The sequence below is a fragment of the Alkalicoccus luteus genome, assembly GCF_012034335.1.
GTDB lineage: Bacteria > Bacillota > Bacilli > Bacillales > Salisediminibacteriaceae > Alkalicoccus > Alkalicoccus luteus_A.
In genome coordinates, this window is sequence record NZ_JAATHJ010000036.1 from 1 (window position 1) to 20,713 (window position 20,713).

21 protein-coding genes are annotated in these 20,713 nt (G+C 51.9%); 19 read left to right on the top strand and 2 right to left on the bottom strand.

Annotation, left to right across the window (positions count from 1 at the left end; all coding sequences use genetic code 11):
• The first annotated feature begins 324 nt into the window (after window positions 1–324).
• Entirely contained in the window at window positions 325–1,011 is a 687-nt protein-coding gene (locus HCN83_RS15760; protein ID WP_168009019.1) for a hypothetical protein, read from the top strand.
• On the opposite strand, the gene HCN83_RS15765 is transcribed toward HCN83_RS15760, so the two are convergent.
• Window positions 1,008–1,613 carry a hypothetical protein gene (locus HCN83_RS15765; protein ID WP_168009021.1) on the bottom strand — a complete coding sequence of 202 codons (606 nt, stop codon included), beginning with the start codon at window positions 1,611–1,613 and terminating at the stop codon, window positions 1,008–1,010. The genes HCN83_RS15760 and HCN83_RS15765 overlap by 4 nt on opposite strands.
• An 88-nt stretch (window positions 1,614–1,701) precedes the next feature.
• Between HCN83_RS15765 and HCN83_RS15770 the strand changes: the two genes are divergently transcribed.
• The 8 genes from HCN83_RS15770 to rsmI all read left to right on the top strand — a co-directional run bounded on the left by HCN83_RS15770 (window position 1,702) and on the right by rsmI (window position 8,082).
• Complete coding sequence (locus HCN83_RS15770; protein WP_168009023.1) at window positions 1,702–3,105, top strand: aminotransferase class I/II-fold pyridoxal phosphate-dependent enzyme; 1,404 nt, start codon at window positions 1,702–1,704, stop codon at window positions 3,103–3,105.
• Window positions 3,106–3,110: 5 nt separating this feature from the next.
• Window positions 3,111–3,743 carry a dTMP kinase gene (tmk, locus tag HCN83_RS15775; protein ID WP_425483636.1) on the top strand — a complete coding sequence of 211 codons (633 nt, stop codon included), beginning with the start codon at window positions 3,111–3,113 and terminating at the stop codon, window positions 3,741–3,743.
• Between the two features lie 81 nt (window positions 3,744–3,824).
• Window positions 3,825–4,154 (top strand): cyclic-di-AMP receptor, encoded by a 330-nt coding sequence (locus tag HCN83_RS15780; RefSeq protein WP_168009027.1) that lies wholly within the window; start codon window positions 3,825–3,827, stop codon window positions 4,152–4,154.
• A gap of 17 nt (window positions 4,155–4,171) precedes the next feature.
• Window positions 4,172–5,161: a DNA polymerase III subunit delta' gene (gene holB, locus HCN83_RS15785; protein WP_168009029.1), complete on the top strand. Its 990-nt coding sequence runs from the start codon at window positions 4,172–4,174 to the stop codon at window positions 5,159–5,161.
• A gap of 2 nt (window positions 5,162–5,163) precedes the next feature.
• Window positions 5,164–5,991 carry a regulatory iron-sulfur-containing complex subunit RicT gene (locus HCN83_RS15790; protein ID WP_168009031.1) on the top strand — a complete coding sequence of 276 codons (828 nt, stop codon included), beginning with the start codon at window positions 5,164–5,166 and terminating at the stop codon, window positions 5,989–5,991.
• 15 nt (window positions 5,992–6,006) lie between these two features.
• On the top strand, window positions 6,007–6,360 hold the full coding sequence (yabA, locus tag HCN83_RS15795; RefSeq protein ID WP_168009079.1) for a DNA replication initiation control protein YabA: 354 nt from the start codon (window positions 6,007–6,009) through the stop codon (window positions 6,358–6,360).
• Between the two features lie 107 nt (window positions 6,361–6,467).
• Window positions 6,468–7,211, top strand: coding sequence for a tRNA1(Val) (adenine(37)-N6)-methyltransferase (locus tag HCN83_RS15800; protein ID WP_168009033.1), 744 nt, complete (start codon window positions 6,468–6,470; stop codon window positions 7,209–7,211).
• Window positions 7,204–8,082 (top strand): 16S rRNA (cytidine(1402)-2'-O)-methyltransferase, encoded by an 879-nt coding sequence (gene rsmI, locus HCN83_RS15805; RefSeq protein ID WP_168009035.1) that lies wholly within the window; start codon window positions 7,204–7,206, stop codon window positions 8,080–8,082. Before HCN83_RS15800 ends, rsmI begins: the two co-directional genes overlap by 8 nt.
• 147 nt (window positions 8,083–8,229) lie before the next feature.
• On the opposite strand, the gene HCN83_RS15810 is transcribed toward rsmI, so the two are convergent.
• Entirely contained in the window at window positions 8,230–8,517 is a 288-nt protein-coding gene (locus HCN83_RS15810; protein WP_090844546.1) for an AbrB/MazE/SpoVT family DNA-binding domain-containing protein, read from the bottom strand.
• 777 nt (window positions 8,518–9,294) lie between these two features.
• Here HCN83_RS15810 and metG point away from each other — a divergent pair.
• From metG to glmU, 10 genes are all read left to right on the top strand, one after another.
• Window positions 9,295–11,292, top strand: coding sequence for a methionine--tRNA ligase (gene metG, locus HCN83_RS15815; RefSeq protein ID WP_168009037.1), 1,998 nt, complete (start codon window positions 9,295–9,297; stop codon window positions 11,290–11,292).
• Window positions 11,293–11,315: 23 nt separating this feature from the next.
• Window positions 11,316–12,080 carry a TatD family hydrolase gene (locus HCN83_RS15820; protein WP_168009039.1) on the top strand — a complete coding sequence of 255 codons (765 nt, stop codon included), beginning with the start codon at window positions 11,316–11,318 and terminating at the stop codon, window positions 12,078–12,080.
• A 422-nt stretch (window positions 12,081–12,502) separates the two neighbouring features.
• Window positions 12,503–13,924, top strand: a complete 1,422-nt coding sequence (locus HCN83_RS15825; RefSeq protein ID WP_168009041.1) for a G5 and 3D domain-containing protein — start codon at window positions 12,503–12,505, stop codon at window positions 13,922–13,924.
• Window positions 13,925–14,090: 166 nt separating this feature from the next.
• Window positions 14,091–14,672 (top strand): ribonuclease M5, encoded by a 582-nt coding sequence (gene rnmV / locus HCN83_RS15830; RefSeq protein WP_205774697.1) that lies wholly within the window; start codon window positions 14,091–14,093, stop codon window positions 14,670–14,672.
• Window positions 14,672–15,538 carry a 16S rRNA (adenine(1518)-N(6)/adenine(1519)-N(6))-dimethyltransferase RsmA gene (rsmA, locus tag HCN83_RS15835; protein WP_168009086.1) on the top strand — a complete coding sequence of 289 codons (867 nt, stop codon included), beginning with the start codon at window positions 14,672–14,674 and terminating at the stop codon, window positions 15,536–15,538. Before rnmV ends, rsmA begins: the two co-directional genes overlap by 1 nt.
• A 923-nt stretch (window positions 15,539–16,461) precedes the next feature.
• Window positions 16,462–16,725: a Veg family protein gene (locus tag HCN83_RS15840; RefSeq protein ID WP_168009043.1), complete on the top strand. Its 264-nt coding sequence runs from the start codon at window positions 16,462–16,464 to the stop codon at window positions 16,723–16,725.
• A gap of 195 nt (window positions 16,726–16,920) precedes the next feature.
• Window positions 16,921–17,790, top strand: coding sequence for a 4-(cytidine 5'-diphospho)-2-C-methyl-D-erythritol kinase (gene ispE / locus HCN83_RS15845; protein WP_168009045.1), 870 nt, complete (start codon window positions 16,921–16,923; stop codon window positions 17,788–17,790).
• Between the two features lie 73 nt (window positions 17,791–17,863).
• Window positions 17,864–18,682, top strand: a complete 819-nt coding sequence (gene purR / locus HCN83_RS15850; protein WP_168009047.1) for a pur operon repressor — start codon at window positions 17,864–17,866, stop codon at window positions 18,680–18,682.
• Between the two features lie 229 nt (window positions 18,683–18,911).
• On the top strand, window positions 18,912–19,202 hold the full coding sequence (spoVG, locus tag HCN83_RS15855; RefSeq protein ID WP_168009049.1) for a septation regulator SpoVG: 291 nt from the start codon (window positions 18,912–18,914) through the stop codon (window positions 19,200–19,202).
• Between the two features lie 147 nt (window positions 19,203–19,349).
• On the top strand, window positions 19,350–20,711 hold the full coding sequence (gene glmU / locus HCN83_RS15860) for a bifunctional UDP-N-acetylglucosamine diphosphorylase/glucosamine-1-phosphate N-acetyltransferase GlmU (RefSeq protein WP_168009051.1): 1,362 nt from the start codon (window positions 19,350–19,352) through the stop codon (window positions 20,709–20,711).
• Window positions 20,712–20,713 lie beyond the last annotated feature (2 nt).

A 20,713-nucleotide genomic window follows, 5' to 3' on the forward strand; every position in this document is an offset into this window, starting at 1 on the left:
GATGATAGTTGGGGGCTCTCCCCCTGCGAAAGTAGGACGTTGCTGGGTCACCTGAGAGGGTGTCTCCCGGAACCAGACCCTGGTTCCCGGGCGGCACCCTCTTTTTTTGCGTTCCGGAGCACGAATCACATCCCCGTATACTTCTGTTACTTCCTTTTAACGCTCTCCCTCCTGCAATCCTCACTAAAATACGCATTTTTGCCTCATGATAAAGATAACCGAAGTGACAGGAAACGCCGCAACAAAAACCAGTTATGAAAATACGCGCATACACCTTTATGCCGAGGGCTGTATTCGCTATGATGGACAAAGGGAGGAATAGCTATGAACGGAACAACTCGATGGGGGCTTGCCGGTATCGGTAAAATCGGCACAGCTCTTCTCACCGGCTGGGATCGTGAAGATCAGGTAACAGAGGTTTACCATCCCGATGAGAGCAGGCGTCGTGCAGCCGTGCAGGGCTTAGCTGGAGCGAGCGGCATTGAGAAGGAGCAGCTGCCGCGTCTTGACTACCTTGTGCTTGCTTTGCCGGCCGACAGCATCGGCCCTTTTCTCGATGACCTGCAAAACAGCGGACTCGACATGCGAAGCACGACCTTAGTAAACATGGCGACTGCAAAAGACACCGAAACACTTCGGGAGCAGTTCCCACAGCTTCGTTTTGCGGGTATGAAGGCGGTTGTTCACGCAGCAACACTAAAGCGGAGAGAAGCTGTGCTGTTTGTTTCCCCGGATACAGCTGCCGATCAGGAATTAACGCAGAGGTTTGAAACACTTGGGGACGTAATGAGCGGAGATGAAAAAACGGTGGAGACGCTGAACCGGACTGCAACAAAGACAGCAGTGAAAGCCGCAGCCGCTTTTGAAGAGCAGCTGCGGCAGGAGGGATGGGAGGAGCCGTACGTCCGACAGGCACTTGCGTCGCTTATGCCGGAAGTGATTCGTGCTTATGCGAACGGACAGCTTGGCGCCTTTGGCAAAAAGGTGTCAGATGAGCTGCACCGTGATTAGACGGACTTTTGGCGGTTCATCCATAAAAGTACCGCCGGCCCGACTGCCGGAAGGAAAGCGAGCCACGCGTAGCGTCCTACGCCCCATTCGCGTTTTAAGATGTCATAAGCAAGCCAGATGACGACAAGAAAGTCGACAGACATGACGCTCACCAGATGAGACTGCTGAAAATCGTCGATATAGCCGGTTATACTGCCGGCAAGTGCGGAGAGCAGTACGGCCGCACCTGCGACGCCCGTCAGCAGATAGGCTGCCGGATGGGTGAGCGCGTGCTGGAGAAAGCGGGGGCCGCGAGGCGATTCCCGTGTGACGCGGCCGCGTACGGCCATATATGGCAAAATGGTAAAGGCACCGAGTCCGAATGAAAACAAGGCGAACAGCCAGGCCGGAACGCGTCTCGTATCCTTTGGGATAAGCAGCAGCAAAAATAGCAGCGGATAAATGCCGAGCATCGTAAAGACAGCGACCGTCAGCGGATTCAAATCCTGAATACGGCCTTCGATTATCGCAGATAGAAATGGATCGTCTGCATTTTGTTCACCTGGTGCAAAAAAGACGGCGTATACCGTCAGCAGTAAAAATAAAATCGCATATCGTTTCACATAAGGCCCCTTTCACAGCTGTTTCCTCCAGTTAACCAGAGGCAGAACAGGAGTGCAAGCGGGGCGACGAAAGCAGGAGGACCGCACGATGACACAGATGCCTTTAGTAGAAGCACTGCTCAGCAGACGAAGGGATCATTCCTTTCATGTTCCCGGGCATAAAAATGGAGCTCTGCTGCCGGCCGGGACAGAAGGAATATTTGAGACCGTCATGCAAATTGATAAAACGGAAATAACCGGTCTCGATGATTTACATGATGCAACAGGCGTCATACGGGAGGCAGAAATACTGCTCAGCCGGCTGTATAAAAGCAGAAACAGCCGTTTTCTGATCGGGGGATCTACGTCGGGCATTCTCGCTGCCGTGCTTTCCTCGGTTTCACGCGGGGAAACGGTGCTCGTGCAGCGTAACTGTCATCAGTCTGTGTTTCATGCGCTGGAGCTAGCGGGGGCAGAAGCAGTGCTTATCGAACCGGACAAGGAAGCAAGAACAGGAGCAGCGCTCGGTATTCCGGCCGGTGCTTTGGAGACTGCGTTAGCGAAAGTGCCGGAAGCTGTCGCAGTGATGATAACGAACCCATCCTATGAAGGGTATGCCCAGCAGCTTCATGCTCATGCTGCTTTATGCCAAAAGTACGGGGCGCTGTTTATCGTTGATGAAGCACACGGTGCTCATTTTCTGCCGGGGGCGGAACATCCTTTTTTTGAGAGTGCAGTCGAGCAAGGTGCGGATCTCGTTATTCAGTCTGCGCATAAAATGCTTCCTGCTCTGACGATGGGCGCGTGGATACATATCTGCAGCAGCCGTGTCGATGAATCGGCACTGAACCGGATGCTGCAGATGATTCAGTCCAGCAGTCCGTCCTATCCAATCATGGCCTCGCTCGATGCGGCGCGGGCATTCCTCGCTGACGTCAAAGAGTGGGATAAGATTGCAGCGGCCGCGCATGCTTTTTGCCGGCAGGCGGGAGCACCGCTGCTGCCGGTTCAGCTGGGCCAGTGGCGCCTTGATCCGCTTAAGGCAGTGTTCGCCGCCTCCGATCAAACGAGTACCTTTGCGATGGAGCGGAGACTGGAAGCAGCGAACGCTTTTGCCGAACTCCGGACGCCGGAGCTGCTCGTGCTGACCCTCCCGCTTCATGCCGGACTCATTCAGCGCATGATAGAAAAGCTCCCGGTGCTGAGCGAAGGACCGCTGGATGCATCAGTCTTTCAGCATGCAGAACCGGAAATCCGTCTGCGCCGGCCCGCTCTTTTGCAGGAAGAAATGGGAAAGCTCGTCGTTGAAAGCTGTCCGATTTATGAAGCATCTGGAAAAATTAGTGCAGCAGACCTTATTCCCTATCCGCCGGGGGTGCCGCTTCTGATCCGCGGCGAACAGATTACAGATCAGCATATCGAGAAGCTATTGCAGCTGCGAGAAGCAGGGATACGCATAAAAGGGGACGAGGAGCACTTCCGCGTCTTTACAACAGAAAAGAGGAAAGGATGAACAGCGTGAGCGGATGGTTTATTACAGTTGAAGGAGGAGAGGGTGCCGGCAAGACAACGGCGATGCTCTCTCTGAAGGAAAAGCTCGAAGGAGAAGGCTGGGAGGTTCTGGCGACGAGAGAGCCGGGCGGGAGCGTGATTGCAGAGAAAATACGTGCCGTTATCCTTGACCCGTCTCACACGGAAATGGACCCCCGCACGGAAGCGCTTTTGTATGCCGCGGCAAGACGGCAGCACCTCATTGAGAAAGTATTTCCACACCTTGAAAAGGGAGGGATCGTGCTCTGCGACCGTTTCGTCGACAGCAGTCTCGTCTATCAAGGGTATGCCCGGGGCATCGGCGTAGAAGCAGTAAAGGAACTGAATCGCTTTGCGACAGAAGGCCGCATGCCTGATCTGACATTGTATTTTGATATTGATCCTGAAATCGGGCTCGCCCGCATTTCCTCCGGCAGAGGACACGAAGTCAACCGGCTGGACGCTGAAGCACTGCCATTTCATGAAAAGGTGCGCAGCATGTACCGGGAGCTTCAGCAGCAGGAGCCTGAGCGGATCAGACAAATTGACGCTTCGGGCACGCCGGACCTCACAGTGAAAAAGGCGTGGGAGGAAATACATAAAAAACTTGCCGGCAGATAGCGGTAAATCTCACAAATCACACGCCTGAACCGCTGTTTCTTGTTATAATACGGATAACCCCTTTCGATGGAGGAGATGACTATGAAGCTGATCGTTGCAGTAATCCAGGATAAAGACAGCAACCGTCTTTCGGATGCACTGGTGGATCAGGATTTTCAGGCGACCAGGCTTGCAAGCACAGGCGGATTTTTAAAAGCAGGGAACACCACTTTTATGATTGGTGTGGAAGATGATCAGGTGCAGCCTGTTCTGGAACTGATAAAAGAAAACTGCAAGGCGAGAGAACAGCTGGTGGCGCCGATCTCTCCAATGGGGGGAAATGCAGATTCCTACGTGCCGTATCCGGTGGAAGTGCAGGTTGGCGGTGCGACCGTCTTTATACTCCCTGTTGAGCGGTTCGAGAAGTTTTAGTAGTAAAGGAGACAGCCATGCAGCACTGGCAGGAGCTTGAACAGACACAGCCGGCTGTGACGCGCGTGCTGCAGAACAGCATCCGCCGCAGCCGGCTGGCCCATGCATATATTTTTGAAGGGGGCCGCGGCACAGGGAAAAAGCTTACGGCCCAGCTTACGGCCCAGGCGTTTCTGTGCCGGAACCTGAGCGGAGCTGATCCGTGTCTGGCCTGCCCGGAATGCAGACGGGCCGCCTCTGGAAGCCATCCGGACGTCCATATGCTTCGTCCGGACGGAGCCGTGATCAAGGTAGATCAGATTCGTGAGCTGAAGCGGGAGTTCAGCATGCGGGGGATGGAATCCGGCAAAAAAGTTTATCTTGTAGAAGAAGCCGATAAAATGTCGGCCAGCGCAGCAAACAGTCTGCTCAAATTTCTGGAGGAACCGGACGGAGAGGCGCTCGCTGTTTTGATGACAGTCAACGCCCGTCTCATGCTTCCGACAATTCTGTCCCGGGCCCAGCTGCTCAGCTTTGTGCCGCTGCCCCCGGAAACCGCTGCGCGGGAGCTTGTCCGAAAAGGCTATCCGGAAAAGGAAGCGTACCTTGCTTCCCGGCTCACGTCTGATCTGGCGGAAGCCGAAGCGCTTTTTAACGAGGAATGGATTTCACAGGCGAGGGAGAAAGTGATACAATTAATTGACGATCTTATCCGTAAACCGCGCGATTCCTATATTACGCTGCATGAAACGGTGATGCCGTTTTTTACGGAACGGCGTGATCTGGAAACCGCACTGGATATGATCATGCTCTGGTACCGGGACGTTCTGCGTATGCAGGTCGGCCAGTCCGAGCAAATTGTGTTTATCGATCAGGAAGACTGTCTCTCCAAACAGGCTTTCCAGCTCTCTCAAGGGAAACTCGGTAACAACCTCCAGGCAGTGATGGATGCGAGGCGCCGGCTTAATGCCAATGCAGCGCCGCAGCTGCTCATGGAACAGCTGCTTCTTCGTCTACAGGAGGGATAAATGTGCATCGGGTGATCGGAGTTCGTTTCAAAAAAACCGGGAAGATTTATTATTTCTCACCCGGGGATTTTCATATAGAGAAGGATGACTACGTAATCGTCGAAACGGCGCGCGGCGTCGAGTTCGGAAAAGCAGTAATCGGCGTTAAGGAAGTTGCCGAAGAAGACGTTGTTCTCCCGCTGAAGAAAGTCCTGCGGAAGGCGACGGATAAGGATAAATTGACAATCGAAGAAAACCGGCGGGAAGCCGCAAAAGCATTCGATGTCTGCCTGAAGAAGATTACGGAGCACAACCTTGATATGAAGCTGGTTGATGTAGAATACACGTTTGATCGAAATAAAGTACTGTTTTATTTTACAGCGGACGGGCGTATCGATTTCCGGACGCTCGTGAAAGACCTCGCTTCCGTTTTCCGTACACGCATCGAACTGCGTCAAATCGGTGTACGGGATGAGGCGAAAATGCTTGGCGGCATCGGTCCGTGCGGCCGCATGCTCTGCTGTTCGACATTTCTCGGTGATTTTGAGCCGGTTTCCATCAAGATGGCGAAGGATCAGAACCTGTCGCTCAATCCGACGAAGATTTCCGGACTGTGCGGAAGGCTGATGTGCTGCCTGAAGTATGAAAACGATATGTATGAGGAAGCGAAAAAGGTGCTTCCTGATCTGTATCAGAAGCTGAATACGAGCTACGGCCGAGGAAAGGTCGTCGGACTGAACATGCTGGAGCGGCTCGTACAGGTCGAGATTTTCGAGTCTAAGCAGGTCATTGAGTACACGCTGGATGAACTCCTGGAAGAAGGAGCGATCGCCACGGAAACCACGAAATAATGAGGTGTGCGCATCGTGAACAAAAATGAGATATTTACACGCGTCAGCCAGATGGAAGAGCGCATCGGCGGTCTCCATCACGAGCTGGGTGAATTAAAGGATCAGCTGGCGCTGCTTCTCGAGGAGAATACGCATCTGCAGATGGAAAATGAGCATCTGCGGGAGCGGATGAACCAGGAAGAAGAAGCAGCGGAGGCTGCAGGAGTCGGCGCTGCCGGTCCGCGTCTGAAGCCGGGATTTGGCGAAGGCTATGACAATCTGGCGCGTCTTTACCAGGAGGGATTCCATATCTGCAACCTGCATTATGGAAGCATCCGCAAAGAGGGAGACTGTCTATTCTGTCTTTCCTTCCTGAACCGGGAGGAATAAATGACGCAAACGTTCAGAAGCGCTGCTTTTGAACGTTTTTTTTCGCATACAGCGAGCGTCAAGAACAGAAAGCAGCTGTTACTATAGAAGAAAGAGGCGTTTGAACGATGACGAAAACAGAGGAACGAGCAGACTACCTGCCCGGTGGCATGATCATCCACCAGCGGCCGGACGTGTTTACGTATTCAATGGATGCCGTGCTGCTGGCGATGTTTGCTGATGCGGCGAGAGCGGAGTCTGTCATTGATTTATGTGCAGGGACTGGAGCGATTCCGCTGCTGCTTGCATCAAAAACGCAGGCTGCCATCCGGGCAGTGGAGCTGCAGCCGAAGCTGTGCCGGCTCATGGAACGCTCGATCAGCACAAACGGTCTGCAGGAGCAGATCCGGGTGGAAGAACGCGACCTTCTCACTTTGAATCCTGCCGTCGACGGACCGGTTGATCTGGTTACGTGCAACCCTCCGTATTTTGCGGCGCCAAAAATGAGACAGCCGCTGGAGGAAGCAGGAGCGAAGCAGATTGCGCGTCACGAGGTGGCCTGTTCACTGCAGGAAGTGACAGCGAAAGCAGCAGCGCTAGTCCGTCCTAAAGGAAAAGCCGCATTTGTCCACCGTCCGGAGCGGATGGCGGAATTATTTGCAGCCATGCAGCAGGTGAACCTGGAGCCGAAGCGGGTGCAGCTGATTCATCCGAAGCCGGGACGGGATGCGAATATTTTACTTGTGGAGGCTGTGAAAGACGGGGCTCCGGGTATGAAGGTTGAACATCCATGGACCGTTTATCAGGAAAATGGAGAGTACGAACCAGCGTTTTACAAGTACGTCTTGAAAGGAGAAGGTCTTCATGCATGAACAGCGAACCTATCAGGCTGATGGCGGCATGCTGGTTCTCGTGCCGACGCCTATTGGCAACTTAGAGGATATGACGTTTCGTGCTGTGCGCGAGCTGAAAGAAGCGGACGTTATTGCAGCAGAAGATACGAGGCACACGCGGAAGCTGTGTCACGTGTATGAAATTGAGACGCCTCTGATTAGTTTTCATGAACACAGCAGTGGTACCCGGCTCGAGGAGCTGCTGGAAAAAGTTCGCAGCGGCAAAAAAGTCGCACTCGTCAGCGATGCTGGAACGCCGGGCGTTTCCGATCCGGGGTGGGCGGCAGTTGACGCCTGCCGGCAGGAAGGGCTGACAGTGACCGCACTCCCCGGAGCGAGCGCAGCTGTAACCGCGCTGACTGCTTCCGGGCTTCCGACGACATCTTTTACGTTTCTTGGATTCTCCGAACGCAAGAAGAAAAAACGCACTGATTTGCTTGAAGAATGGCGGACCGCGCGCTCTACGCTGATTTTTTATGAATCGCCGCACCGGCTTGACCAGATGCTGCAGGCAGCCTTTGACGTTTACGGGCCCCGCCGTGCAGCTATCGGACGTGAGCTGACGAAGCAGTTTGAAACATATGTCACCGGCACGCTGAAGGAGCTTGCAGCCTGGGCGGCTGATACAGAAATCAAAGGAGAGTGCGTGATACTGATCGAAGGTGCGGATGAAGAGGAAGCGGCCGCTGCCGGAAAGGAATGGTGGCAGGAGCTGTCGCTGAAGCAGCACGTCGAGCACCATATCGAAAAAGGCCACTCTTCTAAGCAGGCGATCAAACAAACAGCCGTGGACCGGAGCATGCCGAAGCGCGACGTGTATGCAGCTTATCACGATACAGGAGCCATATAAAAGACGGAAGCAGCTGCTTTTGGTTACCGGTACGTTTCATTTCAATAATGGGGAAGCACGGAGTGGAAGTGACTCGATAAGCAGGAAAACTCTCTGACACAAAAAAACACGTCTATCTGGTTTACCAGACGGACGTGTTTTTTATGATTAATTTTCCTGCTTGGAAATATATTCTTCCAGGTCTTTGATGATCTCCTTAGCACCCATAGGGCTGAGGATGATTTTGCCTTTCGCAAGGGAAAGGTTGTCATCAGAAACTTCACCAGTTACCTGGCATGTCATGTTTGGCTTGTACTTCTTAAGAACGATGCGGTCATCATCCACGTAAATCTCCAGCGCATCCTTTTCAGCAATATCAAGTGTACGGCGAAGCTCGATAGGAATGACGACGCGGCCCAGTTCATCAACCTTCCTTACAATACCTGTTGATTTCATATTAATACCCCTCTCTGTAATCCTGTGTGTTTTCCCAGAAGTCTCGAAACGTCATGATTCGACAAAATTCTGTTAAGAGTATAATACCAACACTTCCAAATGAAGTCAATTAAAATGATATAAAAAGGAAATAAGTTTTTTGTTATATGGCGTTTGACTTTACTCTGAAGCAGGTTTCACTGGAAGCAGTTTGTCAGACTCTCAAAACCGCTGCCTGCCCCTCCTTTCGATTGTCGACTTAATTCGACATCTGGTGTCACGTAAAGTACTATACCCTAAAAAGGGAAGAATCTAACAAAAATGCAAGAAAAAATTTTTAATTATAAAGAATGTACAAACTTTGTACAATATTTAGCGGGGCGAAATATCAGATACCTCCCGGGTCCGAATTGGAAAAAACCTGTATACCGCGCGATTCTGTTGACAGAGGACCACCCATTCGGTATATTGCAGAGAGGATAAGCATATGCTTCAATGATGGGATGAGTAGAGAGCCGCCGTCCGCTTGCAGAGAGCCGGGGAAGCTGAGAACCGGTGCGGAAGGTCTTTTGAACATGGTCCCGGGAGAGGCTGTATGGTCGAGCGCGCAATCGTAAGGCCTGCACGTCCGCTGCACGTTACGCAGCAGAACTGTCAGTCGCAGTTCGACCGAGACCGGTTGTTGAGCCGGTGAAACCGGGTGGTACCGCGTGGGCTTTTGCTCTCGTCCCAGTGTATGGGGCGGGGGCTTTTTTGTATGCCTGCGGCGAAACATGATTGAAGGAGGAGACTATCACTATGACGGATCAAAACAAGACGTTTTATATTACGACACCAATTTACTATCCAAGCGCGAAATTGCATATCGGACATGCCTATACGACGGTGGCAGGTGATGCAATGGCCCGCTACAAACGGCTGCGGGGCTATGATGTCCGGTATTTAACCGGTACGGATGAGCACGGTCAGAAAATCGAAACAAAAGCAGCAGAAGCCGGGGTGACTCCGCAGGAATTCGTCGACGGAATTGTAAAAGATATTCGCGATCTGTGGGGCAAGCTGGATATTTCCTATGATGACTTCATTCGAACGACAGAAGAGCGCCACAAAAAAGTAGTAGCAGATATTTTCGAGCGCCTCCTGGAGAAGGGCGATATTTATCTGGATGAATACGAGGGCTGGTACTCCATCTCAGATGAAACATTTTACACGGAACTGCAGCTTGAGGAAAAAGAATACGATGAAGCTGGAAATATCGTTGGCGGAAAAAGTCCGGACAGCGGTCATCCGGTGGAAAAAGTGCGGGAAGAGTCGTATTTCTTCCGGATGAGCAAGTATGCAGACCGGCTGTTGAAGTATTATGAGGAAAATCCAGAGTTTATTCAGCCGGAATCACGTAAAAATGAAATGATCAACAATTTTATCAAGCCTGGCCTGGAAGATCTTGCTGTGTCCCGGACCTCCTTTGACTGGGGCGTGAGCGTGAAGAGTAATCCGGAGCACGTTGTTTACGTGTGGATCGATGCGCTATCCAACTACATTACGGCGCTCGGCTATGGAACAGAGGATGACAGCCTGTACCAGTCCCACTGGCCGGCAGATGTGCACCTTGTCGGGAAAGAAATCGTCCGCTTCCATACGATTTACTGGCCGATCATGCTGATGGCACTTGACCTGCCGCTTCCGAAAAAAGTGTTCGGTCACGGCTGGCTGCTGATGAAGGACGGGAAAATGTCTAAATCAAAGGGCAACGTCGTCGATCCGGTGCCGCTGATTGACCGCTACGGTCTGGACGCGGTCCGCTACTATCTGCTGCGCGAAGTGCCATTCGGCTCTGACGGTGTATTTACGCCGGAGGCATTTGTGGACCGGATTAACTATGATCTGGCGAACGATCTAGGCAACCTCGTCAACCGGACGATTGCCATGATTAACAAATACTTCGACGGAGAACTGCCTCCCTACGTAAAAGATGCGACATCCTTTGATGCACCGCTTGTCGAGCTGATGGATGCAACGGCAGATAAAGTGGAAGATGCGATGGAAGACATGCAGTTTTCTGTTGCACTGACAGCAGTCGGCCAGCTGATCAGCCGTACGAATAAATATATTGACGAAACACAGCCTTGGATTCTTGCCAAAGACGAAACGGCAAACGAGCAGCTCGGTTCCGTTCTGCATCATCTGACGGAATCGATCCGCCATATTTCCATTATGCTGCGCCCGTTCCTGACGAAAACACCGGAAAACATCCGACGCCAGCTCGCTATTCCGGAGGAGCTGATGGAATGGAATACGCTGCGGACGCCGGGGCGTCTCAAGCAGGGTGTGCGCATTATTGAAAAGGGAGAACCAATGTTCCCGCGCCTTGATTTTGAAGAAGAAGTCAAAGCGATCGTGGAGATGATGGGCGGCACGGTGAAAGCAGCAGATGAGCCGAAGGAAGAAGAACTGCCGGAAGCTCCCGAATCAGATGAAATCACAATCGATGACTTTTCCAAGGTGGATCTGCGCGTAGCAGAGGTAATCGGAGCAGAAAAAGTGAAGAAAGCAGATAAACTGCTGAAAATTCAGCTCGATCTCGGTTATGAAAAGCGTCAGGTCGTCTCCGGGATTGCCAAGCACTACGAGCCGGATGAGTTAATCGGCCGTAAAGTGATCTGTGTGACGAACCTGAAGCCGGTGAAGCTGAGGGGCGAATTGTCTCAGGGGATGATCCTTGCCGGCTCCCATGACAAATCATTGACGCTGGCAACCGTAGCGGAATCACTGCCGAACGGCGCCCAGGTCAAATAGCGAGAATGAAAGGAGGGCACCTCATGCTGATCGATACGCACGTCCACTTGAATGCCGATCAGTTCGCTGATGACGCGGATGAAGTCATTCAGCGGGCGAAGGAAGCAGGCGTAGCTAAAATGGTCGTTGTCGGATTTGATACGAAGACAATCAATCTTGCCATGGAGCTGATTGAGACGTATCCATTTTTGTATGCAGCTGTCGGCTGGCACCCGGTAGACGCTGTCGATTTCGACGATGACAAGCTTGCCTGGCTGGAAGAACTGACGAAGCATCCGAAAGTCGTTGCTGTTGGAGAAACGGGACTTGATTATCACTGGGACAAATCTCCGCATGACGTACAGCAGGAAGCGTTCCGCAAGCAGATCGCACTTGCAAAGAAAGTGAAGCTGCCGCTCATTATTCATGACCGCGAAGCTCACGAGGACATCACGGCGATCTTGCAGGAAGAAGAGGCCGCGGAAGCAGGCGGTATCATGCACTGCTTTCAGGGCGATGAGGAGATGGCAAAAGCGTGTCTCGATATGAATTTTTACATTTCATTCGGTGGACCGGTCACCTTTAAAAACGCGAAGCTACCAAAGGAAGTCGCGAAAATCGTTCCGGACGACCGGCTTCTGATCGAAACCGACGCTCCTTATCTTGCACCGCATCCTTACCGCGGCAAACGAAATGAACCGGCATATGTGAAGCTTGTTGCCGAACAGCTTGCCGAGCTGCGTGGTGTCACCTATGAAGAACTTGCAGCACAAACGACGAAAAATGCCGAAATATTGTTTCACTTGTAGCACATCTGGGCCGCCTCTTCTTCAAGAGGCGGCTTTTTGCATGAGCGTCCGGCGTCCGGAACGTCCAAAACGGAGAAAAACGGCAGGATAAAATAAAGAAACCATTTAATCATCATTAAGCATATGACAAATTACCTTGTTGAAGCAGCTCAAACGGACGCTCGAGAGCAGAAAATACCCCTGATTAAGCAAAGGGAGCCCCGGCGTGAAAGAACATGAAAACATCGATGAAAGCTTACTGTGAGCGGCGGTTCAGCGATTTGTAACGAAACTGTAAAGTAAGACGTTCGTTGCAGGCAGGGCGCGCTGTTTATCATGCAAAACGGCGGATGTTATCCTATTCGATGACGTTTATTTAGGATATTCGTTTGACACGTTTTAAGGGCGTGCGTATAATCTGCGTCTTAGAAGGAGGGTTTGCCATGATTGAGAGGATTAAGTCGTTTTTTGTACATATCGTACGAAAGTCGGACCTCACCGCAAACATTGGAATAATTGCTGTCCTCTGCCTGCTTACGGTCGTCATTTACGATGTGACGAAGACAGAAGTAACGGTATCAGCCGACGGAGAATCGTTTACGGTGGAAACACACGCCGAAACAGTCGGGGACGTACTGGCAGAACAGAACATTGACACGATTAAGCACGATGACGTAGAACCGCCGCTGGCTGCTGAAGTAGAAGAGGGCCTTATTATAGAGTACATGCCTGCACAGCACGTGAACGTATCCCTGGATGGGAGCGAGGAAGACGTATGGACGACAGTCGATACCGTCGATGAACTGATGGAAGAGCTGGACATCGCGGTTTCCTCTCACGATGAAGTGGAGCCGTCTCTGCATGCGCAAATTGAAGACGGCATGACCATTGCATACGAAGAAGCTTTCCCGGTAACGGTAGAACATGATGGAGAATCAGCTCAAATATGGACAGTAGCCGCAACCGTGGAAGCTGTTCTGGATGCACAGAATATCGATATCGGCGAGCTGGATAAAGTAGAGCCGGAAATAGACGAAACATTAACTGCTGAAACCGATGTAACGATCACGAGAGTGGAGAAGATCACGGAAACCGTGGAAGAATCGGTATCCTTTGCAACAGTCAGGGAAAACGATGACTCCCTTGAAGCAGGAACGGAACGAGTCGAACAGGAGGGTGAACGAGGAACCCTTCAGAAGACATATGAAGTGCTGGTAGAGGACGGTGAGGAAGTCTCCCGCGAGCTGCTTGACGAAGAAGTCGTGGAAGAGAGCAGCGACCGGGTGATTGCGATCGGGACGATGGAACAGTCAGAAACTGTATCACGGGGACGCTCTAAGGCCTCCGACGAAAGCACGGAAGAACCTGCGGAAGAAGAATCGTCAGCTTCCACAGGATCAGAAGCATCTGAAGAGAGTTCGCCTGCAGCAGACGAGAGCGAATCCTCCAGCGAGACAGCTTCAGCTAACAGCTCCTCATCTTCGGATAACAATTCATCATCCGAAGGCAGCAGTTCTTCTGCTGAAAGCGAAAGCTCCGGCAGCAGTGCCAGCTCTCAATCGGAAAGCTCGGGTGGAAGCTGGAAATCCTTCCAGGCTACTGCTTACACGGCATCTTGCAACGGGTGCTCGGGAGTGACCGCTACGGGAGTGGACTTGAATGCGAATCCGAATGCCAATGTGATTGCCGTTGATCCTTCGGTTATTCCGCTCGGGTCCAAAGTAGAAGTAAAGGGACACGGAACGTTTACGGCTGCCGATACCGGCGGCGCGATTAACGGAAACAAAATCGATATTTTCATGTCCGACCGGGGAAGTGCTACTTCCTTTGGGAGGCAGAGCGTCCAAGTACGCGTGGTCGATTGATAAGAAAGGGCTGATGCTGCGGTTGTGTTCATCCGCGGATCAGCCCTTTTCTGCGTGTCAGACAATGCAGGCAGCCGACGTTTATTCCCCGGGAAATAATTAGCGGAAATAGCGGATGTGCTTGTTTCAGCACGGAAATTGTGTAGAATGAATAAAGATAAAAGTGATGGAAGTGAGGACGACAAGCGTGCAAATAAAGGAAATCATCGTTGTGGAAGGCAAAAACGATACGCACAGACTAAAGCGGTTTTTGGACTGTACGACGATTGAAACAGGCGGAACCGGTCTGACATCGGAAACGATGGCGCGAATTCGTGAAGCGCAAAAGCGCCGCGGGATCATTATTTTTACAGACCCGGACTATCCAGGCCAGAAAATCCGCCATATGATCGATAAAGCTGTGCCGGGATGCCGCCATGCTTTCCTGCCAAAAGCTGAAGCCGTCGATCACGCGAAGCGGAAGGTAGGGATTGAGCATGCCAGCGAAGAGGCGCTGCTGGAAGCACTGCGGGAAGTTCGTACGGCTATTCCTGAAGAGGTCCGCGAAGAAACACCGGGCTGGCTGGAACTGCATGAGGCAGGACTTCTTGCGGGACCCGGGGCAAAGGAAAAAAGAAGAAGGCTCGGTGAAGCGCTGCACATCGGCTACGCCAATGGCAAACAGCTGCTGAAGCGGCTGGAACAGTTTCAAATTAGCCGCCGTGAATTTTACGAAGCGGCGGCAAAGCTGGAGGACGACCAACCATGATGAAAGATATCGCAACACCGAAACGAACGAAGGACATTTTGGAGCGGCACGGCTTTCGCTTTAAAAAGAGCCTCGGACAGAATTTTCTGATCGATCCGAATGTGCTGGCTAATATCGTTGATGCTGCCGGCGTAACGGAAGAGACGGGTGTGATAGAAGTCGGTCCCGGGATCGGGGCACTGACGGAGCAGTCAGCGAGAAAAGCGAAGAACGTGCTGGCCTTTGAAATCGATCAGCGTCTGCTGCCGATTCTGAACGAGACGATGGCTCCTTATCCGCACGTAAGTGTTGTGAATGAGGACGTATTAAAGGCAGATCTGCACAAGCGGATCAGCGAATCATTCGCTCCGGGGCAGGATCTCGCTGTCATCGCCAATCTGCCTTATTACGTAACGACGCCGATTTTAATGAAGCTGCTGGAAGAGAAGCTACCGGTCAGGGTGATGGTCGTAATGATGCAGCTGGAAGTGGCGGAACGAATCGCTGCCTCGCCAGGGTCAAAAGCCTATGGCTCCCTGTCAATCGCCGCCCAGTATTACGCACATACGGAAACGGTATTTACTGTTCCAAGAACGGTCTTCATGCCGCCTCCAAACGTCGATTCCGCTATTTTAAGGCTGACGAGACGGGAAAAACCGCCGGTTGATGTTGCGGATGAGGCTCTCTTTTTTGAACTCGTGCGGGCGTCGTTCGTCCAGCGGCGTAAAACGCTCTTAAATAATTTGTCCAAGCATTTTCAGGATAAACTAAGCAAACAGGAAACCGCCGAAGCGCTTCAGCGAATCGGAATCGACGGAGCACGCCGGGCTGAAACGCTTATGATGAAGGAATTTGCTGCTCTGACAAGTACCTTTTTTCGAATCTGAATCATGTGACAGCCAGCCGGATGTTTCCGGCTGGCTGTCAGGCTGTTGAAAAAGTCTTTCAACTTACATATTTATTCGTTTGATTGTATTTCCACTCTGCTTACCGAGCCTGCCGTGGGCTGGCCTTCAGCTATTTCTCAGGGCGACCCTGTATGAAGGGAAGAAAGGCACGGCTTCACTCGGACACAGGCTTCTTACAAGAAGCCTTTAAGACCCAGTCCGGCTCCGCTCGTGCGTTGATGCCGTTCGCAGATCTGAACGGCACGGAATCTTCAGACTGCGCTGATCCCACGGGCGTCCTCGCCGGACACATCGGGGAAACGGCTCTGATTCATGGAGAACAACGTCACGACAGGCAGGTGCGACCGCTTTTTTTACCTTTTATACTGAATTGTAGGAAGAATTGGCATCCCTATTCAACATCGAAACGTCGCATAGGGAAGGTTCATATGTGTGGAAGCCGATCGTGCATTCATAACCAGGCACTTGAAACGCACTGCCAGCTGCCGACATCGAAGGAACTCGACTCCGGGAGGATCAGAACGAGGCGAAGATCCAGCGCTTCCGACAGCAGGAGGAATCGGTTAGCTGAGCCCGTTCCCTCCGGAAAGCGAGTGTCCGCAGATACAGCCAGATGCAACGTTATTCACTTAAAATGAATGTATCAACACTCTGACAGCCAGCCGGATGTTTCCGGCTGGCTGTTTTGCATCGCCTCTCTGATGACTTAAACAGAGAGAATGACTTGGGTGCTGCACAGTCTTTTCCAAAAGCGAACCATTTCGGCACTCGAATTGGCCTGTAAAAGTGAAAAAAGCCAGAATTTATTCGTTGACACACCGACGCTGCGTTGCTATAATTTAAATTTTATTTGACTTACGGGCACCTTATCAGGTATAATGACTTTAAGTGAGGTGTCGTGGATGGCTAAAACATTAGCGGAAATTAAACAGTCGTTAGAAGCAAATGTCGGTAAAGAGATTACGATTCACGCGAACGGCGGACGGAAGAAGACAATTGAACGCTCCGGCCTGCTGGAAGGAATTTATCCTTCTGTATTCACCGTAAAACTCGATAAAGAGCAGTATTCTATCGAGAGGCTTTCCTACAGCTATACAGATGTACTGACCGAAACAGTCAAACTGTCCGTTCCGGATGGCAGTGAACTTGACGGCGTACAAGCTTAAGCACGACCCATATGCATCGGAAGAAAAGCTTATCCAGAACGCAACGTCTGGATAAGTTTTTCTTTTTGTCGTAAACTGCTGCCTCGTGGCGGCGGTTCTTTTTCGCGTCTGTAAATGATAGAATAGCAAAAGCAGTACGTGTACAGCGGCGGGTTTTCCTGCCTATCAATGATAACTTAAAGAAGGTGACGGACGTTGAATACATTAACGGTGAAGGCACCGGCTAAGATCAACCTGACGCTGGATGTTCTTCGCAGACGAGAAGACGGCTATCATGAAGTCGAAATGGTGATGACGACAGTCGATCTTGCAGACCGGATTGAGCTCACAAGTCTCAGCCGTCCGGTGATAAGAATTGAATCGAACAACGGTTATTTGCCGCTCGACGATTCCAACCATGCCTGGCAGGCGGCGAGAAAGCTGCAGGAGCGATACGCCCCGTCGAAGGGTGTACGGATTTACATAGATAAACATATTCCGATGTCAGCAGGCCTGGCAGGAGGAAGTTCGGACGCTGCAGCGGTACTGCGCGGGCTGAACCGGCTCTGGGAGCTGAATTGCTCGATGGAGGAGCTCGCTGAGATCGGAGCGGAGATCGGATCCGACGTTCCGTTCTGCGTATATGGAGGAACTGCACTGGCGTCAGGGAGGGGAGTAGAGCTGGAATTTCTGCCGGCACCGCCTTCCTGCTGGGTCGTTCTTGCTAAGCCGCGGGCGGGAGTCTCCACAAAAGACATCTACAGCCGTCTCAGACTGGACACGATGGACCATCCGGATACAGCGGGAATGATCCGTGCTCTGGAGCAGCAGGATTTTTACGGCATCTGCAGCCGGCTGCAAAACGTGATGGAACCGGCGACATTTTCACTGGAGCCGGAAGTAAAGGTGATTAAAAAGCGGCTTCAGCAGTACGGAGCTGACGGTGTTGTTATGAGCGGGAGCGGTCCGACGGTGTTCGCACTGGCTAAAAGCGAATCACGGGCATATCGGCTTTACAATGGATTGAAAGGCTTTATGGACCACGTCTACGTGGTCCGGATGATGGGAATGCGCCACGAACTGTAAGTTCATATTGTGAAACCCGTACAAAAATGGTATATTACAGTTGGAATATTCGGGTTTTACAGGAGGTGGCAGCATGAAGTACCGACGGAGCGGCCGGCTGGTGGATATGACGGAGTATCTGCTGCGGCACCCGCATCAGTCTGTTTCGCTGACGTTTTTTTCAGACAAATACGGTGCGGCAAAATCTTCAATCAGTGAAGATATTGGCATTATTAAAGAAGTATTTGAACAAAAAGGGATCGGCAGGCTGTCTACCTCTGCCGGGGTAAGCGGCGGCGTAACTTACATACCGCTGATGGGAAGTGACGAAGCGGTCCACACCGTGGAGCAGATGTGCAGCAGGTTGGAAGAACCGTCCCGTCTGCTGCCCGGCGGCTATCTATACATGATGGACATCATCGGGGATCCGCAGTGGATGCAGAAACTGGGACGTATTTTTGCCTCCTGCTATGAAAAAGCACAGGTGGATACGGTAATGACGATGGCGACAAAGGGCATCCCGCTTGCTTATGCCGTCGCCTCACATTTGCGTGCGCCGGTTAGCATTGTGCGGCACGAACAGCGGGTGACGGAAGGCTCCCTCGTCAGCATCAACTACGTCTCCGGTTCATCCAACCGGGTTCAGACGATGTCACTCTCCAAACGGAGCCTGGAAGCAGGCAGCCGTGTGCTGATCATCGATGATTTTATGAAAGCAGGCGGCACGATCCGCGGCATGATGGATCTTGCAGAAGAGTTCCAGGCAGAAGTAGTCGGTGCAGGCGTGCTGATGGAAGCAGTACATGAGCACGAAAAACTCGTGAATGACTATGTCTCCCTTGCCCGGCTCGATAAGGTCGATGCAAGAGGGAAGAAAATCACTGTCCGTAAAGGCAGCATATTCGACTCATAAAAACAGGCTCAGCCTGTTTTTTGGTCGTCTGCGTTTTTTAACATGCCGCGTGGCAGGGATACGCCGGAATCGGATGCAGGTATCAGCGGAGATGCTGAAGTCTTGTTTTACAAGTCGTCATAATATGTAAATTTTTTTGTGAAATAAAAAGGATTTCAAATACTCCTTCCAGAAGTATTACCAGCAGGCAGTTATAAATAATAAATATAGAGAAAAGGTGGTGGCAGACATGGAAGTGACGGACGTCAGGCTTCGCCGGGTGCAAACGGAGGGACGGATGCTGGCAATTGCCTCGATTACATTCGATGAGGAATTCGTCGTACATGATATCCGTGTCATTGATGGGAACAACGGGAAATTTGTAGCGATGCCGAGTAAGCGCACTCCGGACGGGGAGTTCCGCGACATTGCCCATCCCATATCTTCAGTAACCCGCGAAAAAATTCAGCACGCAGTATTGAAAGCTTACGACGAAGCCGGGAAGAATGCAGAAACGTTTGAAGAGGCCGGCACATCGTAGTCGTTTTTCAAACATATAAACAGAAAGTCCGGATGCAGAATGTACCGGGCTTTTTCAGCATGGGTGAAAAGCCCGCGTTCTCTTGAAATGGAGCCGGATATAAGATATATTCATAGAGGAAATTCAGGCCGTGGAGGGTACCTAACTATGACAAATCGATTTGCGGTCGTTCTGGCCGCCGGAAAAGGCACACGAATGAAGTCCAGTCTTTACAAAGTGCTTCACCCTGTCGGCGGCAAGCCGATGGTCCAGCATGTGACCGATCAGCTTCAGCAGTGCGGTCTCGAAAAAATGGTAACGGTTGTCGGTCATGGTGCCGACACGGTAAAAGATCAGCTCGGCAGTGTGACGGATTACGTGCTGCAGGCCGAGCAGCTTGGTACCGGACACGCGGTGATGCAGGCGGAGGAGCAGCTGGGCGGCAAGAGCGGCACCACGCTTGTCGTCTGCGGAGACACGCCGCTGTTGACGGCGGAGACACTTCAGAATCTGCTCGACGCCCACGAAGCGAAGGAGGCAAAAGCGACCATTTTGACGGCTCACGCGGACAATCCGGCCGGTTACGGACGTGTCATCCGCGATGGTGCCGGAAAAGTTGTTAAAATTGTGGAGCAGAAAGATGCATCAGACGAGGAGAAGCAGGTGCAGGAGATCAATACCGGCACTTATTGCTTTGATAATGCGGCATTGTTCGATACCTTGCGCCGCGTCGGAAACGACAACGCACAGGGAGAATACTACCTTCCGGACGTAATTGAAATTTTGCAGGAGCAGGGGGAGGCCGTATTTGCTCATCAGAGCAGCGATTTTCATGAAACAATGGGAGTCAATGACCGCGTAGCACTGAGTCAGGCAGAGGCTCATTTGAAAAAGCGGATCAATGAGCATTGGATGCGTGAAGGTGTCACCATCACGGACCCGGATTCGGTTTACATCGGGGCAGATGTGATGATCGGAAGCGACACTGTGCTTTACCCGGGTACCATGCTGCAGGGAGATACACAAGTCGGGAGCGGCTGTGAGATCGGACCGCATACGGAAATCCGTGACAGCCGCATCGCAGACGAGACGGTTATCCGCCAGTCTGTCGTGCACAGGAGCAGCATTGGCAGTCGAGCAGCTGTCGGACCGTTCGCTCATATCCGTCCGGAAACGGCACTGGAAGATGAGGTTCGTGTCGGAAACTTTGTCGAACTGAAAAAAATGCGTATGGGCACCGGCAGCAAAGCCTCCCACCTGAGCTACCTCGGGGATGCAGACATCGGAGCAGGCGTCAACGTCGGCTGCGGCTCGATTACGGTGAACTACGACGGTAAGAACAAGCACCTGACGACGATTGAAGACGATGCATTTATTGGCTGCAACTCAAACCTGATTGCACCTGTGACGGTCGGCAGAGGCTCTTATGTGGCAGCAGGCTCGACGATTACGGATGATGTGCCGGGCGAATCGCTCGCGATCGCACGTCAGCGTCAGACGAACAAAGAAGGCTATACACGCAGATCGTAGTA

Coding starts and splice junctions, on each gene's coding strand:
- HCN83_RS15760 (WP_168009019.1), top strand. CDS start 325: ATGAACGGAACAACTCGATGGGGGCTTGCCGGTATCGGTAAAATCGGC.
- HCN83_RS15770 (WP_168009023.1), top strand. CDS start 1,702: ATGACACAGATGCCTTTAGTAGAAGCACTGCTCAGCAGACGAAGGGAT.
- HCN83_RS15780 (WP_168009027.1), top strand. CDS start 3,825: ATGAAGCTGATCGTTGCAGTAATCCAGGATAAAGACAGCAACCGTCTT.
- holB (WP_168009029.1), top strand. CDS start 4,172: ATGCAGCACTGGCAGGAGCTTGAACAGACACAGCCGGCTGTGACGCGC.
- HCN83_RS15800 (WP_168009033.1), top strand. CDS start 6,468: ATGACGAAAACAGAGGAACGAGCAGACTACCTGCCCGGTGGCATGATC.
- rsmI (WP_168009035.1), top strand. CDS start 7,204: ATGCATGAACAGCGAACCTATCAGGCTGATGGCGGCATGCTGGTTCTC.
- HCN83_RS15810 (WP_090844546.1), bottom strand. CDS start 8,517: ATGAAATCAACAGGTATTGTAAGGAAGGTTGATGAACTGGGCCGCGTC.
- metG (WP_168009037.1), top strand. CDS start 9,295: ATGACGGATCAAAACAAGACGTTTTATATTACGACACCAATTTACTAT.
- HCN83_RS15820 (WP_168009039.1), top strand. CDS start 11,316: ATGCTGATCGATACGCACGTCCACTTGAATGCCGATCAGTTCGCTGAT.
- HCN83_RS15825 (WP_168009041.1), top strand. CDS start 12,503: ATGATTGAGAGGATTAAGTCGTTTTTTGTACATATCGTACGAAAGTCG.
- rnmV (WP_205774697.1), top strand. CDS start 14,091: ATGGAAGTGAGGACGACAAGCGTGCAAATAAAGGAAATCATCGTTGTG.
- rsmA (WP_168009086.1), top strand. CDS start 14,672: ATGAAAGATATCGCAACACCGAAACGAACGAAGGACATTTTGGAGCGG.
- HCN83_RS15840 (WP_168009043.1), top strand. CDS start 16,462: ATGGCTAAAACATTAGCGGAAATTAAACAGTCGTTAGAAGCAAATGTC.
- purR (WP_168009047.1), top strand. CDS start 17,864: ATGAAGTACCGACGGAGCGGCCGGCTGGTGGATATGACGGAGTATCTG.
- spoVG (WP_168009049.1), top strand. CDS start 18,912: ATGGAAGTGACGGACGTCAGGCTTCGCCGGGTGCAAACGGAGGGACGG.
- glmU (WP_168009051.1), top strand. CDS start 19,350: ATGACAAATCGATTTGCGGTCGTTCTGGCCGCCGGAAAAGGCACACGA.